We start from the raw sequence: 23,324 nt of genomic DNA on the forward strand, positions 1-23,324 counted from the left end.
CCGCATGGCGACCGGTTCGTCCCTGCTGCGCGCTTCGGAGAGGCCGGCGGATGCCGGTCAGACGGACAGGCTCTCCGCGCTGGAGCGCGTCTGCCGGCGCTTTGACAATCCGGAAATGCTTCTGTCGCGAGGCGGCCGCATCGCTGAGATATCGCCGACGCACTACAAGGTCCGCGGCCTGTCCGGGATTGCCCGGCTTGGCGACATCGTCGAGCAGCGCGGCAGTGCCGGCACACGACGCGGCGAGATCGTCAAGATCGGCAGCGACGAGGTGGTTGTAGCGCCCTTCGAACGCAGCGCCGACGCCGGCATCGACGACGCCGTCTTTCGCCGTGGTCCGCTGGCGGTCACGCCACATGTCTCCTGGCGCGGACGCGCCATCGACGCACTGACGCGCGCCATCGACGGCGGCCCGCCTTTGATCAGGCCGAACACCGCCGACAACGCAGTCGCCGTGACACCCGGCGCCATGGCGCGGCAGCGCGTCGGCACCGGCTTCCTCACCGGTGTCAGGGTCATCGACATCTTCACGCCGCTCTGCTTCGGCCAGCGGCTGGGTATCTTCGCCGGATCCGGTGTCGGCAAATCGACGCTGCTGGCCATGCTCGCCGGCGCCGATGCCTTCGACACGGTGGTCGTGGCGCTGATCGGCGAACGCGGCCGCGAGGTGCGCGAGTTCCTCGAGGACACGATCGGCGCCGACAGCATGGCCAAGACGGTCGCCGTCGTCGCCACCAGCGACGAAAGCGCCATGATGCGTCGGCGCGCGCCCGACACCGCCATGGCGGTCGCCGAGCATTTCCGCGACCAGGGTCACCGCGTGCTCCTGGTGCTGGACTCCATTACACGCTTTGCGCATGCCTTGCGCGAGGTTGCCACGGGAACCGGCGAGCCGCCGGTGGCGCGCGGCTATCCGGCCTCGGTATTCACCGACTTGCCGAAACTGCTCGAACGGGCCGGGCCGGGCGCCGAAGGCAAAGGTTCGATCACCGCGATCATTTCGGTGCTGGTCGACGGCGACGACCACAACGACCCCGTGGCCGATTCGGTGCGCGGCATCCTCGACGGCCATGTCGTGCTTGACCGTGCGCTTGCCGAGCAGGGCCGCTATCCGCCGGTCAACCCGCTGTCGTCGATCTCGCGGCTTGCCGACAAGGCCTGGAGCGCCGAGCAGCGCATGCTGGTGACCAGGCTGAAGTCGATGATCGCGCGTTTCGAGGACACACGCGACATCCGACTGCTTGGCGCTTACCAGAGCGGCGCCGATGCCGAACTGGATATCGCGGTGCGCCAAGTGCCATTGATCTACGAAGCGCTCACGCAGTCGCCGAGGGACCGTGCGTCGGCCGATCCGTTTGCCGACCTTGCCCGCCATCTGAAGGGGAAGCCGAATGGCGATCAAGGAAACTGAACTCCAATACACCGAGCGCATGTTGCGCGACATGCTCGCCGAAGCCGAGGCCGTCGAGAAGGCCGTCGAGAATGCCAAGGCCAACGAAGCGAGGATTGCCAAGGACAAGGCGGCTCGCGCGAAGGCGGCAAGGACGCATGCGGCCTTGGCAAGGGCTGACAGGCCGTATCTGCCGAGGACATCGAATTCTTCGAGCGCTCCGATCGCCCAACCGGTCGACTCGATAGAGCCGAGCCGCGAAGCGCTGATCGACGGACTGTTTCAAAGCGTCGACTGGCCGCAGCCGCCCAAGGCGGAATTCCCTCGTCTGGCCGACAAGAAGGCCGATCGGCGCAGCGACTTCGTCGTCGCGGCGCTCGGCGTCACACTTGGCCTGATCTGCGCGCTATTTCCCTGGTACATCTTCTTCAACCAGGAGCAGTTCGGCGTGCAGACCATGAAGTTCGGCGGTAGCGGCAGCAATGCCGGCCGCGTCTCCGGCGGCACGCAGTTGATAAACTCCAGCTCGGCCGAGATGCCGAACAGCATTCCGGATCTCGACCTGTTCGCAACCGGCACGCTGCAGGACGATCCGGAAGATCCCGACAAGGCGCCGGGCCTCGACCAGCAGCCCTTTCCTGCCGCCGTCTCCGAATTCAAGATGGTGCATGTCGCCAATGGCCGCGCCATGATCGAGGACGATACCGGCCTGTGGATCGTCCAGCGCGGCTCGGTGCTGCCCGATTCCAGCCGCGTCGCCTCGATCGAGCAGCGCGGCGGCAAATGGGTGATCGTCACCAGCACCGACAAGGTGATTCAGCTCTCTAAATAACATCGAGGGGCCGAAAGGCCCGATCCCGCGCAAGGTCCGCGCAAGACTGGCCGCCTAGTCTTGCGTGTACTCGCCCGGGAGATTCCCATGGAACCCGTAAATCTTTTCGATCTCGCCACGCGGCAGTCGCAATGGCTGGCCGTGCGCCAGTCGGCGATCGCCTCCAACATCGCCAACGCCAACACGCCCGGCTACACGGCCAACGACGTCGAGCCTTTCGAAAAGGTTCTCGACCGCACCGCGGTGACGCTTGCCGCCACCGAGGCCGGCCATTTCGGCGCCGAGACGACCAATGCCGGCTTCAACGTCAAGCCCGAGGATCCGAACGGCGCGATCATGCCGTCAAAGAACACCGTGGTCCTCGAGGATGAGCTGATGAAGGCCGGCGAGGTCCGCCGCTCTTTCGAGCTCAACACGGCGATCGTGAAGGCCTTCCATTCAATGATGACGATGGTGACGAAGAGCTGACCATGGATGCATTGACAGCAGCCCTCAAAGTCGCGGCATCCGGCCTTGGCGCCCAATCGGAGCGCATGCGCGTGGTCTCGGAAAACCTCGCCAACGCGCAGTCGACCGGCAACACGCCGGGAGCCGATCCCTACCGCCGCAAGACGATTACCTTCCAGTCCGAGGTCGACCGCGCCACCGGCGGCTCTTTGGTGGAAGTCAGCTCGATCGCGCGCGATCCGTCGGACTTCCCGATCGAATTCCAACCCGGCAACGAAGCCGCCGACGACAAAGGCTACGTCAAGATGCCCAACGTCAACACATTGGTCGAAATGGCCGACATGAGCGAGGCGAACCGCTCCTATGAAGCCAACCTGCAAGTGATCAAGCAGGCTCGCGATCTGATTTCCATGACCATCGACTTGATGAGGAACCAGTAATGATCGGCGGTATCGGGGCAATACAATTCAAGACGGCGGTTGACGGCACCGAGTCGGCGTCGCCGGGCCTGCTGCAGGGCGGCATCGGAACGCAGGCCAGCGAAAGCATCGGCGCAAGCTTCGCCGACGTCTTGAGCCAAGCGGCGACCAAGACGGTCAATACGCTGCAGAATGCAGAGCAGATGTCGGTTCAGGCGCTGAAGGGCGATGCCGACACGCGCCAGGTGGTCGATGCGGTGCTGAGCGCCCAGCAGGCGCTGCAGACCACCATCGCCATCCGCGACAAAGTCGTCTCGGCCTATCTCGAACTCAGCCGTATGAGTATCTAGCGTCATGAAAGCACTCGCCATCGCCGCAACCGGCATGAACGCCCAGCAGACCAATCTGGAAGTCATCGCCAACAACATCGCCAACATCAACACCACCGGCTACAAGCGGGCGCGGGCCGAATTTTCCGACCTGCTCTATCAAGTCGACCGCACGCAAGGCGTGCCCAACCGCTCCAACACCTCGCTGGTGCCGGAAGGCGTCTCGATCGGCCTCGGCGTCAAGACCACGGCGGTGCGCAACGTCCACACGCAAGGCGAGCTCGCCAGCACAGGCAACAGTTTCGACCTGGCGCTGACCGGCCGCGGCTGGTTCCAGATCGAAGGCGCCGACGGCGGCACGCTCTATAGCCGCGCCGGCGCCTTCAACACCAATGCCACCGGACAGTTGGTCACAGTCGACGGCGCCAATGTCATTCCAGCCATCACTGTGCCGACCGACGCGGTCGAGGTGATCGTCAACAAGACCGGCCAGGTCTTTGCCCGCATCGACGGACAGACCGATCTGCAGCAGCTCGGCCAGCTCCAGATTGCTAACTTCGCCAACGAGGCGGGCCTGGCGCCGCTCGGCGACAATCTCTTCCAGGAAACCGCGGCCTCAGGCCCTGCCAATGTCGGCGTGCCCGGCGACCCTGGCTTCGCCACCATCCAGCAGGGCTATCTGGAGTCCTCCAACGTCGATCCGGTCAAGGAGATCACCGAGCTGATCTCGGCCCAGCGCGCCTATGAAATGAACTCCAAGGTCATCCAGGCCGCCGACGAAATGGCCTCGGTGGTCTCCAAGAACATGAGCTGACGCAACCATGGCGATCCCGGCTTCCTGCTTCGCACTCCGCCGTGTCGCGCTGGCCATCGCGCTGGTCGCCGGCGGCATGCCGGCGTTCGCGCAGGAGACGGGTGGCCAGTCGGCGACCGAGATCGCCGCCAGCCAGGTCGTCGGCGAGGCCGTGCTGATCCCCAACCGGGTCATCTATCCCGGCGAAACCATCGAGCTTACCTCGCTCAAGCAGGTGACGCTGATCCCCGGCAAGCACAAGCCGGACGGCATGGCGACAGTCGCCGAGGAACTCCAGGGCAAGGTCGCCAAGCGCACGCTGCTGCCCGGCCGCTACATCCCGGTCGCCGCTATCCGCGACGCCTGGCTGGTCGAACAGGGCGCGTCGGTGCAGGTCTATTTCACCACAGGCGCACTGACCATCTCGGCCGCCGGCGTGACGCTGGAGCCGGGCGCCGCTGGCGATCAGATCAAGATCCGCAACACCGACAGCGGCAAGATCATCTCCGGCACGGTGATGGCCGACGGCACCATCAAGGTCGGCGCATCGTGACGCGTGCCCTTGCCTTTTTGCTTGCCGCCGCCGTCGGAATCCAGCCGGCCTTGGCCGATGGGCTGACGCCCAAGGCCAAGCGTGATCTCGCCGCCCAGGCCGCCAAAAATGGCGGCGTCTACGACGATCCGCAATACGATCCGGCAACCACCACGCGCATGTTCCGCGTCTCGAACGGTCCGAGCACGCTGCCGCCCGGCCAGGTCGCGGCGCGTATCAAGGACATCGCCCAGCTGCAGAGCGCGCGCGACAACCAGCTTGTCGGCTATGGCCTGGTCATCGGGCTTGCCGGCACCGGCGACAGCCTGCGCAACTCGCCGTTTACCGAACAATCGATCCGCGCCATGCTGGAAAACCTCGGCATCGCCACCGAAGGCGGCAGCGCGCGCGCCAAGAACGTCGCCGCCGTCATCGTCACCGCCAATATGCCGCCCTTCGTCCAGTCGGGCGCCCGCATCGACATCGACGTCTCCTCGATGGGCGATGCCACCTCGCTTGCCGGCGGCACGCTGGTGATGACGCCGCTGAAGGCCGCCGATGGCGAGATCTACGCCGTCGGACAAGGCTCGGTGATCGTCGGCGGCTTCACCGCCCAGGGCCAGGCCGAGCAACTGACCCAAGGCGTGCCGACCGCGGGCCGCGTGCCCAACGGCGCCATCGTCGAACGCGCGGTGCCGGCAGAGTTCGACGACCAGGGCGTGCTCACGCTGCAATTGCGCAATCCCGATTTCTCGACCGCCATCCGCATCGCCGACGCCATCAACGACTACACCTCGCAGCGTTTCGGCATGCGGGTCGCCGCCGAGCGCGATGCCCGCACCGTGCAGATCAGGCGGCCGCAGAACGTCTCGGCCGCGCGCTTCTATGCCGAGATCGAAAACCTTGTCGTGGAATCGGACGCCCCTGCCCGCGTCGTCATCGACGAGCGCACCGGCACCATCGTCATCGGCAGCAATGTCAGGATCTCGCGCGTGGCGATCAGCCACGGCACGCTGACCGTACGCATCACCGAAGCGCCGCGGGTGGTCCAGCCGGAACCATTCTCCAAGGGCGAGACGGCGGTCGAGCCGTCCACCGCCATCGACGCCAGCCGCCCCAACGCTCGCGTCGCCGTTCTCGACGGCCCCGACCTCGAGACGCTTGTCTCCGGCCTCAACCGCCTCGGCGTGAAGCCCGACGGCATCATCGCCATCCTGCAAGGCATCAAGTCGGCCGGCGCGTTGCAGGCCGACCTGGTTCTCCAATAGGCGCGCCGATGACCGAACGCTCCTCCTCAAGACCGCATCGCCGTTTCGGCCTCCGCGCCGTCGGGGCCATTATTGTCTTGCTCGGTGGCACGGCCGCCCAGGCGGAGGACGTGCGCCAGATTCTGCCGGGCGGGCAGGCGCCGCTTCAGCCGACCCAGTTGACGCGAGAAACGGCGGCGGCTGAGCCGACGGCACTTACAGGTGGCAAGGCGCCGGACCAAAGCGAGATCCAGCGCTTCTGCTCGAACATCGCCGACGCAGCACGCGACCGCCGCTATGCTTTGCAGGCCGAGGAACTGAAGCAGCTACAGGCCGGCATCGACGAACGCATGAAAGCGCTCGAGGCCAAGCGGGCCGAATACGAAGAATGGCTGAAGCGCCGCGAAGTGTTCCTGGCCCGGGCCGAGGACGGTGTCGTCAAGATCTATGCCGGCATGAAGCCCGACGCCGCGGCCGAGCGACTGTCGATGGTCAATGCCGAGCTCGCGGCGGCGATCCTTATGAAGCTCGACACGCGCAAGGCCAGCGTCATCCTCAATGAAATGGACCAGAAGGCGGCGGCGACGCTCACCGGCATCATGGCTAGCGCGGCGCGAAGGGTTGATCCGTCATGAAGTTGAAACTGCTCGCCCTGGTCGCGGCCGCTGCGCTGTCCGGCTGCGGCACCAATTTCAAGGAGATCGGCCATGAGCCCGCGCTGTCGCCGGTCGGCTCTGGTATCGGCGACGGCGGCGCTACGCCTTACAGCTACCCGGAGCCGCCGGCGCGCCCGGTCAAGAAATTCTCGCTGTGGGACGACCGCCAGAGCCGGCTGTTCACCGACCCGCGGGCGCTGCGGCAGGGCGACATCCTGACCGTCAACATCAAGCTCAACGACAAGGCCAATTTCAAGAACCAGAACGACCGCAGCCGCACCGCCGCGCGCAAACTCGGCTATGACGTTACACTCGGATGGGAAGGCAAGAGTACCAGCGGCAAGGGCGATGCGGGCCTTAGCTCCAGCACAGAGACCAATGCCGACGGCGAGATCAAGCGCTCGGAGGACATCGAGCTCAATGTCGCGGCGGTCGTCACCGATGTGCTGCCCAACGGCAATCTGATGATCAGGGGCTCGCAGGAAGTGCGGGTCAACTATGAGCTTCGCGTGCTCACCATCGCCGGCATGGTGCGTCCCTCCGACATCGGCGCGGAGAACACCATTCCCTACGAGCGCATCGCCGAGGCGCGCATCTCCTATGGCGGCCGCGGCCGCGTGAGCGAGGTCCAGCAGCCGGCCTACGGCCAGCAGGTGCTGGACCAGGTTCTTCCTTTCTAGGGACGGGAGACCAGAGCCGTGGCAAATGTCGAACAGGCGCCGCCCAAGAAGGGCCCTTCCCTGGTCATCCAGCTTGCCATGCTGCTTGCCATGACGGGCGCCGCCATCGGCATGGGCTGGGTTTCCGGCGGCTATCTCAAGCAGGGCGAAACGCCGGCGCCAGTACCCGCCGCCCCGGAGAAATCCGGTACAGCGGAGAAGTCGGCGGAAGCCGGCAAGCCGGCCGCTGGGCCGTCCGTTGTCCAGCTTGCATCGATCACCACCAATCTCGCCTCGCCGTCGGAGATATGGATCCGGCTGGAGGTCTCGCTGCTTTATGACGCCCCGCAGCCGCCGGAAATGACGGAACAGGTCCACCAGGACCTCTTGGCCTTCGTGCGCACGCTGAAGCTGCACCAGATCGAAGGCGCCAGCGGCTACCAGCACCTCAAGGCCGATCTCGACGAGCGCGCGGCCTTGCGCAGCGGCGGCCATGTCAAACAGGTTCTGATCAGGACGATGCTGCTCGAATGAGAAAGTTCCTCGTAGCCACCGCGATCATCGTCGCCACCACCTCGGTCGCCGCGGCCCAGCAGCTCGACCTCGGCGGCATCGGCAAAGCCGACGGCACCACCGTCGGCTATCTCATCCAGATGTTCGGCCTGCTCACCGTGCTGTCGGTGGCGCCGGGCCTGCTGATCATGGTGACCAGCTTCACCCGCTTCGTCATCGCTTTCTCGATCCTGCGCGCCGGCATCGGCCTGCAGTCGACGCCGGCCAACCTGATCCTCATCTCGCTGTCCCTGTTCATGACCTTCTATGTCATGGCGCCGACCTTCGACCAGGCCTGGAACACCGGCGTCAAGCCGCTGATGGACAACCAGATCACCCAGGCCGAAGCGTTCGAAAAGATTTCGGGTCCCTTCCGCGACTTCATGCTGCACAATGTGCGCGACAAGGATTTCGACCTCTTCGCCGACCTCGCCCGCGAGCGCGGCCAGACCGTTTCGCGCGAGACCGTCGACCTGCGCATCCTGGTGCCGGCCTTCATGATCTCGGAAATCCGGCGCGGCTTCGAGATCGGTTTCCTCATCGTGCTGCCGTTCCTGGTCATCGACCTCATCGTCGCCACCGTCACCATGGCGATGGGCATGATGATGCTCCCGCCGACTGTGGTGTCATTGCCGTTCAAGATCCTGTTCTTCGTGCTGATCGACGGCTGGAACCTTCTGGTCGGCAGCCTGGTGCGATCCTTTACCTGACGGCGGGGCGGGTGCTCGATGCCGTCCTATTTCGCCCGAATTTTGTGCAATATATTTTCGATTAACCGTCCGATTTAGCGCTTTGGTAGGGACTTGCCCGCATATTGCTCGCAGATGGCGGGTGATCGGGTTCCACAGATCATTGGCATGATGCCGCACCGTCATACCGGGCATGCCGGTATGTCAAAAAAATCCGTGTAAAAATAAGGTACGAGTACCATGGCCAGTATCATGACCAACGCCTCTGCTATGACCGCTCTGCAGAGCTTGACCGCCACCCAGAAGAACCTCGACATTACACAGTCCCGCATCTCGACGGGCTATCGCGTTTCCCAGGCTTCGGACAACGCCGCTTACTGGTCGATCGCCACCACGATGCGCTCCGACAACCAGGCCATGTCCACGGTTTCGGACGCCCTCGGCCTCGGCGCCTCGAAGGTCGACACCGCCTACACCGGCATGGACAGCGCGATCACCACCATCAACCAGATCCAGCAGAAGCTGACCGCTTCCTACGGCCAGACGGATGCTTCGAAGGAAAAGACCCAGGTCGAAATCAAGGCGCTTCAGGACCAGCTGAAGGCCTACGCCGACGGCGCTACCTTCTCCGGCACCAACATGCTTTCCGTGAACAGCGGCGCGACGGCCACCGCCGCCGCCGACGTCAAGATCGTTTCGGCCTTCAACCGTAGCTCCGCTGGTGCGGTTTCGATCTCGACGATCGACGTCAACGTGGAAAGCATCAAGCTGTACGAAGCCGGTACCGCCTCGGGCGTGTCTAAGGGTATCCTCGATGCCAACCGCCTCGGCACCGATGGTAGCGTCGTGGCCACGGCCTCGGCACCGACGCTCGGCGCTGCTGCGGCGGCCACCGACACCTACACGGTCGCCGGCCTGTCCATCTTCACCGGCACCACTGCCGCCAGCGACACCCAGATCCAGGCAATGATGAACGTCGTCGATGCCGCGCTCAAGTCCATGACGAACGCCGCGACCAAGCTCGGCGCCGCCAAGAGCTCGATCGACCTGCAGAAGACCTTCACCTCGAGCCTGATGGACTCCATCGATCGCGGCGTCGGCCAGCTTGTCGATGCCGACATGAACAAGGAATCGACCCGCCTCCAGGCTCTGCAGGTTCAGCAGCAGCTCGGCGTCCAGGCACTGTCGATCGCCAACGGATCGTCGCAGTCGATCCTGTCGCTCTTCCGCGGCTGATCACTCTAGACTGACCGATCAAGACAAACGGGCCGCGCCAAAAGCGCGGCCCGTTTTGCGTTGTGTCGTTCGCGGTTTCGCGGAGCCGGCAAACCGTTCAATATATCTCCCTGCTTGAAGCAATTCCCGACGCAAGATCTTTTCAGGACTTACTAATACGCATCGCCCACAAGTTGTGCGGAAGTTCCAGAACAACGAAACGTATCAGCAAAGATTTGGAAGCGCGCCGCCTGCACCTATTTTCAGCTTAAAGCGCTTGCGCTCAAGGCTCGCACAATCCTCGTTTCTTAACGTCTCGAAGCTTAGTTTTAACAGGCCATTAACCATATCGCGCTAGCTATGGTTAACCAATGACTTATGACAGGTTGTCGAATCGGCCCGACCGGCACGATCGCGACCGATGGGCAGGCCGAACCCGGCCTGTTTGGCATGCCGGCTTGAAGAAGGAGCGAATTTCTTGGCAAGCATTATGACGAACGCCGCGGCGTTAACTGCACTTCAAAGCCTCAACGCCACCAACAAATCGCTCGAGCAGACGCAGGCCAGAATCTCGACTGGCTACCGGGTCTCCGAGGCCTCCGACAACGCCGCCTACTGGTCGATCGCCACCACCATGCGTTCCGACAACCAGGCGCTGTCCACCGTGCAGGATGCGCTGGGTCTCGGCGCCTCGAAGGTCGACACCGCCTATACCGGCATGAACAACGTGCTGACGACGATCGGCAACCTGAAGACCAAGCTGTTGTCGACCATCGGCCAGACGGATGCCAACAAGGCAAAGACGCAAACCGAAATCACCTCGCTTCAGTCACAGATGAAGTCGTTTGCCGATGCGGCCACTTTCTCCGGCTCGAACTACCTTTCGGTGACGTCCAAGCAGGTCGCTGCCGCCAATGACGGCGTCCAGCCTGATTCTCAGATCGTGTCCTCGTTCAATCGCTCCTCGTCGGGCGCGATCTCGCTCGGCACGATCGACATCAACGTCGAGAGCACCAAGCTGTTCGACAGCGGGCTTGCCACCGACGTCAAGAACCAGGGCATCATCGACCGCCAGACCTCGGTCTATGCGACCGCGGCGGCCCAATCCCAGTACGACACGGCCTATGCCGCCGCGATCGCGGGCGGATCGACCGACATTGCCGCCAACACGGCGGGTCAGGCTGCTGTCACGGGGACGGTTGCCAAGGTTGATAACGTCTCCGCCTTCAATCTCGACATCACGGCGCCGGGCGTGACCGACGATATCATCACTCAGATGGTCAACAAGATCGACAACGTGATGAGCCAGCTTACCGACTCTGCCACCATCCTTGGCGCCGCAAAGAGCTCGATCGACCTGCAGAAAACCTTCACGCAAAGCCTGATGGACTCCATCGACCGCGGCGTCGGCCAGCTCGTCGATGCCGACATGAACAAGGAATCGACCCGTCTGCAGGCCCTCCAGGTCCAGCAGCAGCTCGGCATCCAATCGCTGTCGATCGCCAACAGCTCCTCGCAGTCGATCCTGTCGCTGTTCAAGGGCTGATCTTCGGCCTGACACGAAGCTTTTCATCGAAAGGCCGCGCCAGCGCGCGGCCTTTCTGCTTGCCAACCGGCTTTCGTTTCCGATCTTCGAGCCCAGCGTCGTTTCGGCGACGGCCTATCATCCTCGCACAAGCTTCGCGGTCTAGTCTTCCGGCGGACAGTCATGCTGAAGGCGGTTGAATCGTGCCGGAACAGATCCAGAGCATCATCGCGAATTTGAAGAGCTTCGGCGTCAGGCGCCTGGCGCTCATGGGCGGCATCGCGGCCCTGGTCATGGCCGTCATCGGCGTCGCTTCGGTCTACCTCAACCGCCCGGCCTACGAGACGCTCTATGTCGGGCTCGAACGTTCCGACGTCAACCAGATCGGCCTGGTGCTCGCCGATGCCGGCATCGGCTTCGATGTCGGCTCCGACGGAACCTCCGTGCTGGTGCCGGCCGGCACCACGGCGCAGGCGCGCATGCTGCTGGCCGAAAAGGGCCTGCCGACCAGTTCCAATGCCGGCTACGAGCTGTTCGACAATGTCGGCTCGCTCGGCCTCACCTCCTTCATGCAGCAGATCACCCGCGTGCGCGCGCTGGAGGGCGAGATCGCGCGCACCATCCAGTCGATCGCCGGCGTCAAGGCGGCACGCGTCCATATCGTCATGTCCGAGCGCGCCAACTTCCGCCGCGACGAACAGCAGCCCTCCGCCTCCGTGGTCATCCGCTACGCCGGCAACGATGCCGAAAAGAGCGCCATGTCGATCCGCCACCTGGTCGCGGCGGCGGTTCCTGGCCTGTCGGCCGACAAGGTCACGGTGCTCGATTCCAACGGCAATCTGCTCGCCGCCGGCGACGATCCCTCCAACACCAGCGCCGCCCGCACGCTCGGCGTCGAACAGACGGTCGAGGCACAGATCGGCGACAACATCCGTCGCGCGCTGACGCCCTATCTCGGCCCCGACAATTTCCGCGCCAGCGTCAAGGCAGACGTCAACACCGACACGCGCCAGACCGAAGAGACCATCTTCGATCCGGAATCGCGGGTAGAGCGCTCGGTGCAGTCCGTGAAGACAAACGAGGCCAGCAATCAGAAGCAGGCCTCGACCCCGACCAGCGTCGAGCAGAACCTGCCCGAGACGCAGACCACCACCACTGACGGGCCGCAATCCACCTCGCAGAACGACCGCAAGGAAGAGGTCACCAACTACGAGATCAACTCCAAGAAGATCGCCACCGTCTCGAACGGCTACACGGTCACCAAGATGTCGATCGCCGTCGTCGTCAACCAGGATCGCCTCAAGACCATCCTCGGCAAGGACGCCACGCCGGAACAGATCGCCAAGCGTGTCGCCGAGATCCAGAAGATGGTGGCCTCGGCAACCGGCTTCGACGACAAGCGCGGCGACGTCATCGACGTCTCGGCGGTCGAGTTCATCAGCGGCCTCGACGGCGAGCCGGTCGATCAGCCGGGCATCCTTGCCTCGATCGGCACCTACACCGGCACGCTGATCAACGCCGGCGCCTTCATTGTCGTCGTTTTCCTGGTCGCCTTCTTCGGACTGAAGCCGATGGCCGCCGCGCTGACAGCGCAGGCCAAGCCGCCGGCACTCGCCGGCCCGAGCTTCGACGATGTGCAGCGCTCGCTGCCGACGCCGGAAGCCGTTGCCGCTATTGCCGCCGAACCGCCGCCGCCCGCCCCTGCCTTGCCGGGCGCTCGCGCCAACCCGCTCGACGACCTGCGCCAGAAAATCCGCCCAGCGCCGCAGGAACGGCTGGCGCGCATGGTCGACATCAACGAGGAGCGCACCGCGCAGATCCTGCGCAAATGGGCAGCCGCACCGGAAGCGGCGGCTTAAGTCATGGCCTCGGCAGCCCTCTTCGATCTCCTGCCCGACTTTGGCCCGCGCGCGCCCGGCGGCGGCGCGGCTCCATCCGCCGCAGCAGCTGGCGAACGCAAGCCGGCGGCAGCTCAGCCGCAGGCCGATATCGGCGCGCTGATCGCCGAGGCGGTGGGCGACGCCGAGGCCGCGCTGGAGGTGCGTCTTGCGGCCGCCCACCAGGCGGCGCTCGAAGCCGAGCGCCAGGCCAATGACGACGCCGCCAAGGCCTTTCTCGAAAGCTTCGGCAGCGATCTCGGCGCCGCGGTCGCGACCCGTATCGAAGCCATGGAAGCGCGCGTCGCCGAACTCACCGGCGCAACCGTCGCCCGCATCATCGGCGGCATCGTAAGCGACGACCTGCAGCAGCGCTCGCTGGCAGCCCTTGCCCGCACCATCAGCACCGCGATCGCCGACGGCGAAGCCGTGCGCATCGGCGTGCGCGGTCCGCTGTCGCTGTTCGAACCGTTGAAAGCCGCTCTTGGGGCCCGCGCGGACAATCTGGATTTCACCGAGGCGCCTGGCTTCGACCTGACAGTCGCCATCGATGAAGCGGTGTTCGAGACGCGCATCTCCGAATGGTCCGCCTCATTGTCCGAGGTTCTGTCATGAGCGCCGTCGACCACGCCGAGCACCCGCACGAGATCATCATCGTCAAGCGCCACAGTGACGGTCACGACGACGGCCATCACGGCGGCGTCTGGAAGATCGCCTTCGCCGACTTCATGACCGCCATGATGTGCTTCTTCCTCGTCATGTGGCTGATCAATGCCGCCAACGAGCAGACCAAGGCGGCCGTCGCCAGCTATTTCAATCCGGTCGAGCTCATCGATCGCAACTCGAGCCGCAAGGGTCTGGAGGATCTCGGCGACGGTCCGAGCAAGGTCGGCCTGACGTCCGACAATCCCCAGGATGGCGCGACCAAGGCCGGCGATGACGGCAAGGGCGGCGCCGGATCCTCCGAGCGCCGGCAGACCAAGGAAGGCAAGCAGGACGCCGATCTCTCCGACGAGCATCTGTTTGCCGATCCATATGCTGTGCTGGCCGAGATCGCCGCCGACACCGGCGTGATGCAGAATGTCAGCCCCAAGGGCGAAGGCGGCGCGCAAGCCGCGGGACCAGCGACCGGTGCCGCCGGCGGCGAATCCTATCGCGATCCCTTCGCGCCCGATTTCTGGTCACAGCAGGTGGCAGCGCCCGGCGCCGAGGAGACGGCCGAACGCGCCAAGATCGACGGCGATCCGGTCAAGCCCGGCGACAAGGTCGCGACGACCGCAGTGCCGAAGGTAAAGGCCGTTCCAACCACCCCGCCGCTGGCCGCTGCGCCGCTGCAGCCGCTGGCCACGCCCGACAAGACTGACGCCGATAATGGCCAGGCATCGATAGAGGGCAAGGCCACCAAGACTGCCGGCGAAAAAGGCGAAGCTGCGAAGGCAGATGTCAAGACGCCTCACGCCGACCAGCACGACGCTGCCGTCGCCGATACTGCAAAAACCGACGACGCCGACGCAGACGCGAGCAACGCGACGAAGACGCCAAAGAACGAGGCGGAGCAAACTCCCTCCGAGAAGGACAAGGCGCCGACCAAGGCCGCCCTTCAGGAAGCCGCGCAGATCAAGCAGGAACTCGCCAAGGCCTTCCTGCCCGGCGAGAAACTTGCCGACGGCGTTTCCGTCGAAGCGACCGACAAGGGCGTCGTCATCTCGATCACCGACCAGCTCGACTTCGGCATGTTTGAGATCGGCTCTGCGCTGCCGCGTCGCGAGCTGGTGCTGGCGATGGAAAAGATCGCCCACATCATCAACGAGAAGAAGGGCACCATCACCATCGGCGGCCACACCGACGCCAGGCCGTTCCGCAGCGACACCTATGACAACTGGCGGCTGTCCACGGCGCGCGCCCATTCGGCCTACTACATGCTGGTGCGCGGCGGCGTCGACGAAAGCCGCATTACCGAGGTCGCCGGCTTCGCCGATCGCAAGCCCAAAATCCCGTCCGATCCGATGGCGGCAGCCAACCGCCGCATCGAAATCCTGGTGACGGCCGGCGGATGAGACGCGCACCCGTCATCGGCTGCGCAATAGCGCTCCTGCTCCTCACTGCGGCGCCGCCGAAGGCTTTCGCGCAGGATGCGCTGCAGCCCTATCAGTTGGTGCGCTCGCTTCAACTGATCCAGGACCGCATCGCCGCAGGCGACCATGCCGCCCTGCCGATGCAGGCAAAGCTCCTAGAAATGATCGACGCCCGGCTGCGCGATTCGGACGCCGAGGATTTCAAGGAGCCGAAGAATTTCCGCGCCTTGCTGGTCTATGGCATGAGCGGCGGCAATCCCGTCACCGTCGCTGCGGCGGTGTCGCGCGCGGCGCCCGATCCACAGAACCTCGCCATCGCCAAGGGCATCATCGCCTATCTGAACGGCCGGCCGGCCGGCGCGATCGAGGTCTTGAAGCCGATCGATCCGATGAGCGTGCCGAGCGACCTCGGCGCCTTCCTGGCCCTGGTCAAGGGCTCGCTGCTCGCCAATGAGGAACCCGCCGCCGCTCTCGTGTTCCTGGATGAGGCGCGGCTGCTCAGCCCGGGCACGCTGGTCGACGAGGCAGCACTTCGTCGCTCGGTTGCCATCGCGGCCGCGCAAGGCGACGCCGCCCGTTTCGCGCTCGCCTCCACCCAATATGTCGCCTCCTATCTCTATTCGCCCTATGCCGCCCAATTCGCCGATGCCTTCGTCTCCGGTGTCATCACGCTGCACATGGCGATCAGCCAGGACAAGATCGCCGACATAACCTCTATGATGGATCCCGAGCGCGAGAAGGTGGTCTACCTTCGCATCGCGCGTCGCGCCGCGATCGACGGTCTGACCGAGCTTTCCGCCTTTGCTTCCGCCAAGGCGGAAAAGGGCCGCCACGGCAGCGACAATCAGGACGACCCGCGCGCCCAGCTCTATTCCAGCCTGTCGACCGTGACCTCGCCCACCATCGGCGAGGTGCGCACCAAGCTCGGCAAGATCGATCGCGCCAAGCTTTCGGAAAGTGACCGTGACCTGCTCGACGCGGCGCAGGCCGTCGTCGGCGAAGTGGTGGCGCCGGTCAAGGCGGCCGCCAAGGACAAACCCGCGCCGGTTGCGGCAGCGAAAGGCGAGGTCACCAAACCTGCAGCCGATGCCTCCTCCGCCGATCAGGCGAATGCAGACCTCCCGCCGGTCGAAGGCGTGGCGTCGGAGCAGCCGGCGGTGGCGGCGGCCGATAAACCGGCGGCAGACGGACAGGTCGCACCGCCGCCTGCCCCGCCCACGGCGCAATCCAAACCGGCTCCGGTTCCGGCGCGGACCGACGCGGCTTCCGCCGCGCCCGTGCTGCCTGCGTCGGCGCCGGCCTCGAGCGCCGCCCCTGATGCGAATGACCAGATCGACGCGGCGATGACCAGCACGCGCCGTCAGCTCGACAAGATCGACCAACTGCTCGGAGCCGCTCCCAAATGACCAGCGTCAGCCCGGCTCTGCCGGGATTTTCTTCGTCCCAGACTCAGCCCAGGCAGCAGGCTGCCGCCGGCAAGGACAAGGACCGGGATTTCGGCGAGATGGTGCACGGCAACGACAAGCCCGACCATGGGCATGACAGGCACGCGAGCACATCGGCGTTGGCCGATCCGCATCAGGTAAAACGCGCGTCGGCCAATGCCGGCAAGCAGGAGTCGGATCAGGACGCGCAGGGCAAATCTCCTTCGCACAAGACTGGCGCGGGCAAGTCGGGCAAAGGCAATTCCCAGACCGAACAAGCCAAGGCGACCACAGGCATCGAGGCGGCGGCGCAAGCCGACAATGCCGCACCGCTGCAGGACCGCCTGCCGCTGCTGATGGCATTGGGCGACATGAAGCATTTCGCCGCGACATCGGGAGCGGGCGGCAACGACTCCGCCGGCGGCGAAGAGATCGCCGGCAACGGCCAACCGGCGGCGGCGCTGGACCTGCGGCTGCGCCAAGGCAAAGACACGGCATTCGACGATCCCGCCGAGCCATCGGCGCAGTCGGCGCGCGCTGGCGCCACGGACGAAGCCGGACCTGATTTCGGGCAGAAGCCGGTAAAGGCAACCGCCAATCTTGAGCTGCCGGGCCATCCCGCCAGCGACACCTCGCCTGCGCAGGCAGATCCGGCGCAGGGCGACGGCGCGCTGCCGCAAAGCTGGCGGCCAGGCGCCGCGAAGGCCGCGCTGCAATCGCAGTCGGGCACATCGCAAGGACAAGCCAGATCCTCAGCCTCCGGCGCGCGCACGGAAGTCGTCAGCCAGCAGAGCTTCCCGGCGCCGGCGCAAAACCCGATGAGCCAGACGACATCGGCGCTGGTCGACGCGATTGCCTCGGATAAAACCGTTCAGCAGAGCTTCTCAAGCACCGCGGCAGGCCAGCAGACGAACAATTCTGTTGCCGTTCCGACACATGTCCTCAAGATCGAGCTGCATCCTGCGGAACTCGGCGCGGTCACCGCAAGCCTGCGACTCCAGGGTGAGCAACTTTCAATTGAGATGAAACCGGAAACGCACGAGGCATATCGCCGTCTCACCACCGACAGCGATGCCATCGTCAAGTCGATGCGCAGCCTCGGTTTCGACGTCGACCATGTGACCATCCTGCAACCGGCGATAGCAGCGCATGCGGCAAGCCGCGCCGATGCGAACGGTGCGATGCCGATGTCCACGGCCAGCGACCAGCCTTCGTTCCAGCCGGGAAATTCGGGAGGCAACAGCGCCGGTGGCGGCCGGCAATCGGGAAGGGACGAAGGCAATGGCGCCCAGGATTTCGGCAATGCTGCGTCGCCGCATCGCGAGCGCGCTGGCGACGATATGTTTATCTAGCCTCACCGCTGGCGCGGCCAACGCCTCCGCCAATCCTTGCGAACCGGAGATACTGCGCGCCGCCGATCGTTACGGTGTGCCGGCTGGCATTTTGTATGCGGTCGGCCTGACCGAAACCGGAAAGAAAGGCAGCCTGCAGCCTAACGCGCTGAATATAGAGGGAAAAGCTGTCTTCCCGCGCAGCCGTACGGAGGCGCTCGCGACGTTCGAGAATGCCCGCCGCGAGGGCAAGACATTGATCGACCTCGGCTGCATGCAGATCAACCACCACTATCATGGCGACCATTTCCGCAGCGTCGAGGACATGCTCGATCCGCACCAGAACGTCGACTATGCGGCGCGCTTCCTTGCCAGCCTGCATGCCCGCCACATGACCTGGTCGATGGCTGTCGCGCGCTATCACGCCGGCCCCAACAACGACCCGGCGCAGAAGATCTATGTCTGCCGCGTCATTGCCAACATGGTCGCCACCGGCTTTGGCAAATGGACGCCGAACGCCAGCAACTTCTGCAATCAATAGTTGTCGATCCCGGATGATCCGTCGAGCCCGTTTCGAAGCTTGCGACGGCCATCAATACCGTTCGGTATTTGCTCGCGAGATACACGCACGCAACGACTTTATTACGCCTCCCAAAAAAACTCCCAAGAAAATAGTTACAAGAAATGACGGTTTTCCAGGATTCGCCGCGGCGGGTACCGCTTTCCCCATAGGGCAGATGTGCTGATTCGGGGGCGGATCTATGATCGTGATTGTTGATGAGCGAGAGCTCGTAACGGATGGCTACTCTTCGCTTTTCGATCGCGAAGGCGTCGCCACCGCGGGCTTCGCTCCCGGCGAATTCGGCGAATGGGTCAGTTCCGCCGCCGATACCGATCTCAGATCCGTTCGTGCCTTCCTCATCGGCGATTGCCGCGAGGGCAGCGTGTCGCCAAGACAGCTCCGCGACCGTACCGGCGCGCCGGTGATAGCGCTCAGCGAGCAGCATTCGCTCGAACATACACTGCGGCTGTTCGAGAGCGGCGTCGACGACGTCGTGCGCAAGCCGGTCCACATCCGCGAGATCCTTGCCCGCATCACCGCCATCCGCCGCCGCGCTCATGAGGAGGCCGCCTATACGGAAGTCGGCTCGATGCGCATCTTCATGGACGGCCGCGATCCCGAGATCGACGGCGAGCCGCTGCCGCTGCCACGTCGCGAACGGCGTATCCTGGAATATCTGGCCAGCAACCGCGGCCGGCGCGTGACCAAGACGCAGGTGTTCAACGCCATCTACGGCATCTTCGACGAAGAGGTCGAGGAGAACGTGGTGGAAAGCCACATCTCGAAGCTGCGCAAGAAGCTGCGCGAAAAGCTCGGCCGCGACCCGATCGATTCGAAGAGATTCCTCGGCTACCGGCTGGTGTTTTGATGGCTGCTTCCGGCACGTCTCGCGCCAGCCTCGCGCAAGACACGAGGCATATTTTCATGGCCTCCTACCCAGGCACTGCGGAGATCTATCGATGAGCCTCTACGGAATGATGCGGACCGGCGTTTCCGGCATGAACGCCCAGGCCAACCGCTTGTCCGCGGTGGCGGACAACATCGCCAACTCGGACACCACCGGCTACAAAGGCTCCTCAGCCGAATTCTCGACGCTGATCATGCCTAGCACCGGCGGCGCCTACAATTCCGGCGGCGTGACGACGACGATCCGCTCCTCCATCAGCACGCAGGGCGTCCTGCAGTACACCACTTCCGTTTCCGACCTCGCCGTCAACGGCGACGGCTTCTTCGTCGTGCAGGATGCCGGCGGCACGCCTTATCTCACGCGCGCCGGTTCGTTCGTCCCCGATGCGCAGGGCAGATTGGTCAATGCGGCGGGCTACCAGCTGATGGCCTACAGCTATGCCAATGGCGAACCGGCCGCCACGGCAAACGGCTTCGAGGGCCTAGTGCCGGTGCAGATTTCCGACCAGGCGATGACGGCGACGCCGAGCACGGAAGGCAATTTCTCCGGCAATCTGCCCGCGGGCGCCACCCCGCCCGCCGGCCCGCTGCCGTCCTCCAACGCCGCGAACGCAGAATACACCAACAAGACTTCGCTGGTTGCTTATGACAATCTCGGTAACAAGAAGCTGCTCGACGTGTATTTTACCAACACCGGCGCCGGCACCTGGCAGGTCTCGGTTTTCGATCAGTCGAAGGCCACCGCAGGAACTTCTTTCCCCTATACCGGCGGCGCGCTGGCGTCGCAGAACCTGACCTTCGACACCACCACGGGCAAGATCACCGGCACAGACAACATCTCCTTCACGGTGCCGGGCGGATCGACCCTCGACCTCGATCTCTCCCAGGTTACCCAGCTCGGCACCGGCTTCACCGTCGCCGACGCCAAGGTCAACGGCAACGCGCCGAGCTCCATCCAGAAGATCCAGATCGGCCAGGATGGCGTCATCTACGCGCAGTACGAGGACGGCTCGACCAAGGCGCTTTACAAGATCCCGCTGGCCGACGTTCAGAGCCCGGACAACCTCACCGCCATGCCAGGCAATGTCTATGTGCAGAGCCCCGATTCCGGTGCCGTGCGCATCGGCTTTGCCAATGAGGGCAAGCTCGGCTCCATCGTCTCCGGCGCGCTCGAGAATTCCAACGTCGATATCGCCGAGGAACTGACCGACATGATCGCGGCGCAGCGCAGCTACACCGCCAATTCGAAAGTCTTCCAGACCGGTTCCGACCTCATGGACGTCCTTGTCAACCTGAAGAGATAAACGACGGGCGCCGGCCCGTGAAAGATCCGCATGTCGCTTTCCTCCGCACTAAGCATTGCCCAGTCCGCGCTGCTGGCCACCTCCAAGCAGACCAGCGTCGTGTCACGCAATGTGGCCGACGCCTCCAATCCGGATTACACGCGCCGCATCGCCGTCGTCACCAGCACGTCGCCCGGCGCCCGGGCGGTGGATATCCAGCGCACCGCCAACGACCTTCTGTTCCGCCAGAACCTTTCGGCGCTCTCGGCCTGGAGCGGACAGAGCGCGCTCTATAACGGCATGGATCAGCTCGATCTCTCGGTCAACGGGGTCGACAATGCGTCGTCCCCATCGACCGCGATCGCCAATCTGCAGCAGGCGCTGCAGCTCTACGCCACGACACCGTCGAACCAGAACCTCGGCTCCAGCGTCATCGACGCCGCCAAGCAGGTGGTGAATTCGCTGAACAGCGGCACGACGGCGATACAGGATTTCAGGACCCAGACCGATAGCCAGATCTCGGCCGCAGTCAGCGACCTCAATTCGCTGCTCGGCCAGTTCCAGGACGCCAATAAGGCCGTAATATCCGGCACGCGCTCGGGAACCGACGTGTCCGACGCGCTCGATCAGCGCGACGCGCTGCTGAAGAAGATAGCGGAGTATGTCCCCGTATCGACCTTCACGCGCGGCGACAACGACATGGTCATCACCACCAAGGATGGCACGACGCTGTTCGAGACGGTACCGCGCTCGGTGACCTTCACGCCGTCGTCGGGCTACAGCGCCGGCACCCCCGGCAACACGGTCTACATCGACAACGTGCCGCTGTCGGCCGGCACCGGCGACAACACCACGGCCGACGGCAAGCTTGCCGGCATGCTGAAGCTGCGCGACGGCGTTGCCGCCACCATGCAGAGCCAGCTCGACGAGATCGCGCGCGGCTTGGTCACGGCATTTGCCGAAACCTCGTCCTCGCAGCCCAATGCGACGGGCCTGTTCACCTGGTCCGGAGCGCCGGCAATTCCGGCCGCCGGCACGCTTGTTAACGGCCTCGCCGGCTCGATCAAGGTCAACGCGGCGATGGATCCCAGCGCCGGCGGCGACCCGTCGCTCCTGCGCGATGGCGGCGCCAACGGCGCCGCCTATGTCGTCAACACCGGTGGCGCATCCTATTCGGACCTGCTGATCAGCTATGGCAACAAGCTCGATCAGCCGATGGCCTTCGACAGCTCGGCCGGCATCACCGTCGCCTCCGGCGTCTCCGATTATGCGGCCAATGCCATCGGCTGGTTCGAAGGTGTGCGCCAGCAGGCCTCGACCAATGCCGAAAGCAAGCAGGCGCTCGCGGCACGCACGGCCGAGGCGCTGTCCAATGACACCGGCGTCAATGTCGACCAGGAAATGTCGCTGCTGCTTGATCTCGAACACACCTATCAGGCGTCCGCACATATGATGAAAACGGTCAGCGACATGCTGGACTCCCTGATGGCCGCGGTAGGATAATTCATGAAAGCGACAGGCGTTTCCTCAGCTGCCATCTCCAACGCGCTGCGCTACCAGCAGGCCAAGATGCAGGCCGACCTCGTCAACGCGACGAAGGAATCGCAGACCGGCAAGGTCGCCGATGTCGGCCTCGCGCTCGGCAACCGCACGACCCAGACTGTCACCTTCCAGCGCGATCTCGACCGGCTGAATGGCATCGTCGATTCCAACGCGCTGGTCGGGGCGAGGCTGACCTCGACCCAGGATTCGCTCGGCCAGCTTGCCACCACCGCACAGAGCTTCCTGTCGGCGTTGACCAGCGGCGTGTCGGGCGACTCCTCGACAAGCATCCTTAAGACTGCGGGCGCCTCGGCGCTGCAGCAGATGACCGGCATCCTGAACACCAGCGTCAACGGCGAATATCTGTTCGCCGGCACCAACACCGACGTCAAGCCGATCGACGACTTCAACGCCGCCGGCTCGCCGGCCAAGGCCGCCTTCGACGCCGCCTTTTCAAGCTATTTCGGCTTCACCCAGACGGATCCGGCGGCGGCCAACATCACCGCCGCGCAGATGGACGGCTTCATCACCACGCAGGTCGAGCCGCAATTCCTGGGGGCCGGCTGGCAGGCCAACTGGTCGAGCGCCACCGACGACCAGATCACCAGCCGTATCTCGCTCAACGAAACCACCCAGACCTCGGTGAGCGCCAACGAACAAGGCATCCGCAAGCTCGCCATGGCGGCTGCGATGGTCAGCAGCATGCTCACCGGCAACATCAGCGAAGCCGCCCAAAGCGCGGTCGTCGACCGCGCGCAGGCGCTGGTCGGCGATGCCATCGGCGGCATCACACAGGTGCGGGCCGAAACGGGCCTCGCGCAGCAGCGCGTGTCCGACGCCAGCGACCGCATGAAGACCCAGGTCGACCTGTTCGAGAAGCATATACTCGACCTCGAAGGCGTAGATCCCGCGGAAGCGGCGACCCGTGTAGCCGACCTGACGCAGCATATCGAAACGTCTTTCGCGCTGACCGCGCGTCTGCAGCAGCTCAGCCTGCTCAACTATCTGACCTGAACCCTCACCCCGGAACGCCAGAGCG

General features: G+C 64.5%; 24 protein-coding genes. All 24 read left to right on the plus strand.

Going from position 1 to position 23,324, the window contains the following annotated elements:
* The first annotated feature begins 4 nt into the window (after positions 1-4).
* The 24 genes from fliI (at position 5) to FJ988_RS16080 (ending at position 23,299) form a co-directional block, all read left to right on the plus strand.
* Entirely contained in the window at positions 5-1,411 is a 1,407-nt protein-coding gene (fliI, locus tag FJ988_RS15965; protein WP_140819293.1) for a flagellar protein export ATPase FliI, read from the plus strand.
* Positions 1,392-2,222, plus strand: a complete 831-nt coding sequence (locus FJ988_RS15970; protein WP_140819294.1) for a hypothetical protein — start codon at positions 1,392-1,394, stop codon at positions 2,220-2,222. Before fliI ends, FJ988_RS15970 begins: the two co-directional genes overlap by 20 nt.
* Before the next feature lie 87 nt (positions 2,223-2,309).
* Positions 2,310-2,690 carry a flagellar basal body rod protein FlgB gene (gene flgB, locus FJ988_RS15975; RefSeq protein WP_140819295.1) on the plus strand — a complete coding sequence of 127 codons (381 nt, stop codon included), beginning with the start codon at positions 2,310-2,312 and terminating at the stop codon, positions 2,688-2,690.
* Between the two features lie 2 nt (positions 2,691-2,692).
* The gene (gene flgC / locus FJ988_RS15980; RefSeq protein ID WP_140819296.1) at positions 2,693-3,109 is read left to right on the plus strand and encodes a flagellar basal body rod protein FlgC; all 417 of its coding nucleotides are present in this window, start codon (positions 2,693-2,695) and stop codon (positions 3,107-3,109) included.
* A complete protein-coding gene (locus FJ988_RS15985; RefSeq protein WP_140819297.1) occupies positions 3,109-3,438 on the plus strand; it encodes a flagellar hook-basal body complex protein FliE in 330 nt (109 codons plus the stop codon). The genes flgC and FJ988_RS15985 overlap by 1 nt, the downstream gene beginning before the upstream one ends.
* A 4-nt stretch (positions 3,439-3,442) precedes the next feature.
* Positions 3,443-4,231 carry a flagellar basal-body rod protein FlgG gene (gene flgG / locus FJ988_RS15990; RefSeq protein WP_140819298.1) on the plus strand — a complete coding sequence of 263 codons (789 nt, stop codon included), beginning with the start codon at positions 3,443-3,445 and terminating at the stop codon, positions 4,229-4,231.
* A gap of 7 nt (positions 4,232-4,238) precedes the next feature.
* On the plus strand, positions 4,239-4,763 hold the full coding sequence (gene flgA, locus FJ988_RS15995; protein WP_140819299.1) for a flagellar basal body P-ring formation chaperone FlgA: 525 nt from the start codon (positions 4,239-4,241) through the stop codon (positions 4,761-4,763).
* A 158-nt stretch (positions 4,764-4,921) separates the two neighbouring features.
* Complete coding sequence (locus FJ988_RS16000) at positions 4,922-6,010, plus strand: flagellar basal body P-ring protein FlgI (RefSeq protein ID WP_246688568.1); 1,089 nt, start codon at positions 4,922-4,924, stop codon at positions 6,008-6,010.
* An 8-nt stretch (positions 6,011-6,018) separates the two neighbouring features.
* Entirely contained in the window at positions 6,019-6,624 is a 606-nt protein-coding gene (locus FJ988_RS16005; RefSeq protein ID WP_140819301.1) for a MotE family protein, read from the plus strand.
* Positions 6,621-7,325: a flagellar basal body L-ring protein FlgH gene (flgH, locus tag FJ988_RS16010; RefSeq protein WP_140819302.1), complete on the plus strand. Its 705-nt coding sequence runs from the start codon at positions 6,621-6,623 to the stop codon at positions 7,323-7,325. The genes FJ988_RS16005 and flgH overlap by 4 nt, the downstream gene beginning before the upstream one ends.
* Before the next feature lie 18 nt (positions 7,326-7,343).
* Positions 7,344-7,838, plus strand: a complete 495-nt coding sequence (locus FJ988_RS16015; RefSeq protein WP_140819303.1) for a flagellar basal body-associated FliL family protein — start codon at positions 7,344-7,346, stop codon at positions 7,836-7,838.
* Positions 7,835-8,566: a flagellar type III secretion system pore protein FliP gene (gene fliP / locus FJ988_RS16020; protein ID WP_140819304.1), complete on the plus strand. Its 732-nt coding sequence runs from the start codon at positions 7,835-7,837 to the stop codon at positions 8,564-8,566. The genes FJ988_RS16015 and fliP overlap by 4 nt, the downstream gene beginning before the upstream one ends.
* Before the next feature lie 219 nt (positions 8,567-8,785).
* Positions 8,786-9,781 carry a flagellin gene (locus FJ988_RS16025; RefSeq protein ID WP_140819305.1) on the plus strand — a complete coding sequence of 332 codons (996 nt, stop codon included), beginning with the start codon at positions 8,786-8,788 and terminating at the stop codon, positions 9,779-9,781.
* A gap of 457 nt (positions 9,782-10,238) precedes the next feature.
* Positions 10,239-11,306, plus strand: a complete 1,068-nt coding sequence (locus tag FJ988_RS16030) for a flagellin (RefSeq protein ID WP_140819306.1) — start codon at positions 10,239-10,241, stop codon at positions 11,304-11,306.
* A 182-nt stretch (positions 11,307-11,488) separates the two neighbouring features.
* Complete coding sequence (gene fliF / locus FJ988_RS16035) at positions 11,489-13,144, plus strand: flagellar basal-body MS-ring/collar protein FliF (RefSeq protein ID WP_140819307.1); 1,656 nt, start codon at positions 11,489-11,491, stop codon at positions 13,142-13,144.
* 3 nt (positions 13,145-13,147) lie between these two features.
* Positions 13,148-13,777 (plus strand): hypothetical protein, encoded by a 630-nt coding sequence (locus FJ988_RS16040; RefSeq protein WP_140819308.1) that lies wholly within the window; start codon positions 13,148-13,150, stop codon positions 13,775-13,777.
* Positions 13,774-15,219, plus strand: coding sequence for a MotB family protein (locus FJ988_RS16045; RefSeq protein ID WP_140819309.1), 1,446 nt, complete (start codon positions 13,774-13,776; stop codon positions 15,217-15,219). Before FJ988_RS16040 ends, FJ988_RS16045 begins: the two co-directional genes overlap by 4 nt.
* Complete coding sequence (locus FJ988_RS16050) at positions 15,216-16,643, plus strand: chemotaxis protein MotC (RefSeq protein ID WP_140819310.1); 1,428 nt, start codon at positions 15,216-15,218, stop codon at positions 16,641-16,643. The genes FJ988_RS16045 and FJ988_RS16050 overlap by 4 nt, the downstream gene beginning before the upstream one ends.
* Entirely contained in the window at positions 16,640-18,013 is a 1,374-nt protein-coding gene (locus FJ988_RS16055) for a flagellar hook-length control protein FliK (RefSeq protein ID WP_140819311.1), read from the plus strand. Before FJ988_RS16050 ends, FJ988_RS16055 begins: the two co-directional genes overlap by 4 nt.
* Positions 17,964-18,533, plus strand: coding sequence for a transglycosylase SLT domain-containing protein (locus FJ988_RS16060; RefSeq protein WP_246688564.1), 570 nt, complete (start codon positions 17,964-17,966; stop codon positions 18,531-18,533). The genes FJ988_RS16055 and FJ988_RS16060 overlap by 50 nt, the downstream gene beginning before the upstream one ends.
* 220 nt (positions 18,534-18,753) lie before the next feature.
* Entirely contained in the window at positions 18,754-19,422 is a 669-nt protein-coding gene (locus FJ988_RS16065; protein ID WP_140819312.1) for a response regulator transcription factor, read from the plus strand.
* A gap of 91 nt (positions 19,423-19,513) precedes the next feature.
* Positions 19,514-20,764 carry a flagellar hook protein FlgE gene (locus FJ988_RS16070; protein WP_140819313.1) on the plus strand — a complete coding sequence of 417 codons (1,251 nt, stop codon included), beginning with the start codon at positions 19,514-19,516 and terminating at the stop codon, positions 20,762-20,764.
* A gap of 30 nt (positions 20,765-20,794) precedes the next feature.
* The gene (flgK, locus tag FJ988_RS16075) at positions 20,795-22,246 is read left to right on the plus strand and encodes a flagellar hook-associated protein FlgK (RefSeq protein WP_140819314.1); all 1,452 of its coding nucleotides are present in this window, start codon (positions 20,795-20,797) and stop codon (positions 22,244-22,246) included.
* A 3-nt stretch (positions 22,247-22,249) separates the two neighbouring features.
* Positions 22,250-23,299: a flagellar hook-associated family protein gene (locus FJ988_RS16080; protein ID WP_140819315.1), complete on the plus strand. Its 1,050-nt coding sequence runs from the start codon at positions 22,250-22,252 to the stop codon at positions 23,297-23,299.
* Positions 23,300-23,324 lie beyond the last annotated feature (25 nt).

The sequence above is a fragment of the Mesorhizobium sp. CU3 genome (assembly GCF_006442965.1).
Taxonomy (GTDB): Bacteria; Pseudomonadota; Alphaproteobacteria; order Rhizobiales; family Rhizobiaceae; genus Mesorhizobium.

Coding starts and splice junctions, on each gene's coding strand:
- fliI (WP_140819293.1), top strand. CDS start 5: ATGGCGACCGGTTCGTCCCTGCTGCGCGCTTCGGAGAGGCCGGCGGAT.
- FJ988_RS15970 (WP_140819294.1), top strand. CDS start 1,392: ATGGCGATCAAGGAAACTGAACTCCAATACACCGAGCGCATGTTGCGC.
- flgB (WP_140819295.1), top strand. CDS start 2,310: ATGGAACCCGTAAATCTTTTCGATCTCGCCACGCGGCAGTCGCAATGG.
- flgC (WP_140819296.1), top strand. CDS start 2,693: ATGGATGCATTGACAGCAGCCCTCAAAGTCGCGGCATCCGGCCTTGGC.
- FJ988_RS15985 (WP_140819297.1), top strand. CDS start 3,109: ATGATCGGCGGTATCGGGGCAATACAATTCAAGACGGCGGTTGACGGC.
- flgG (WP_140819298.1), top strand. CDS start 3,443: ATGAAAGCACTCGCCATCGCCGCAACCGGCATGAACGCCCAGCAGACC.
- flgA (WP_140819299.1), top strand. CDS start 4,239: ATGGCGATCCCGGCTTCCTGCTTCGCACTCCGCCGTGTCGCGCTGGCC.
- FJ988_RS16000 (WP_246688568.1), top strand. CDS start 4,922: ATGTTCCGCGTCTCGAACGGTCCGAGCACGCTGCCGCCCGGCCAGGTC.
- FJ988_RS16005 (WP_140819301.1), top strand. CDS start 6,019: ATGACCGAACGCTCCTCCTCAAGACCGCATCGCCGTTTCGGCCTCCGC.
- flgH (WP_140819302.1), top strand. CDS start 6,621: ATGAAGTTGAAACTGCTCGCCCTGGTCGCGGCCGCTGCGCTGTCCGGC.
- fliP (WP_140819304.1), top strand. CDS start 7,835: ATGAGAAAGTTCCTCGTAGCCACCGCGATCATCGTCGCCACCACCTCG.
- FJ988_RS16025 (WP_140819305.1), top strand. CDS start 8,786: ATGGCCAGTATCATGACCAACGCCTCTGCTATGACCGCTCTGCAGAGC.
- FJ988_RS16040 (WP_140819308.1), top strand. CDS start 13,148: ATGGCCTCGGCAGCCCTCTTCGATCTCCTGCCCGACTTTGGCCCGCGC.
- FJ988_RS16045 (WP_140819309.1), top strand. CDS start 13,774: ATGAGCGCCGTCGACCACGCCGAGCACCCGCACGAGATCATCATCGTC.
- FJ988_RS16050 (WP_140819310.1), top strand. CDS start 15,216: ATGAGACGCGCACCCGTCATCGGCTGCGCAATAGCGCTCCTGCTCCTC.
- FJ988_RS16055 (WP_140819311.1), top strand. CDS start 16,640: ATGACCAGCGTCAGCCCGGCTCTGCCGGGATTTTCTTCGTCCCAGACT.
- FJ988_RS16060 (WP_246688564.1), top strand. CDS start 17,964: ATGCTGCGTCGCCGCATCGCGAGCGCGCTGGCGACGATATGTTTATCT.
- FJ988_RS16065 (WP_140819312.1), top strand. CDS start 18,754: ATGATCGTGATTGTTGATGAGCGAGAGCTCGTAACGGATGGCTACTCT.
- FJ988_RS16070 (WP_140819313.1), top strand. CDS start 19,514: ATGAGCCTCTACGGAATGATGCGGACCGGCGTTTCCGGCATGAACGCC.
- flgK (WP_140819314.1), top strand. CDS start 20,795: ATGTCGCTTTCCTCCGCACTAAGCATTGCCCAGTCCGCGCTGCTGGCC.
- FJ988_RS16080 (WP_140819315.1), top strand. CDS start 22,250: ATGAAAGCGACAGGCGTTTCCTCAGCTGCCATCTCCAACGCGCTGCGC.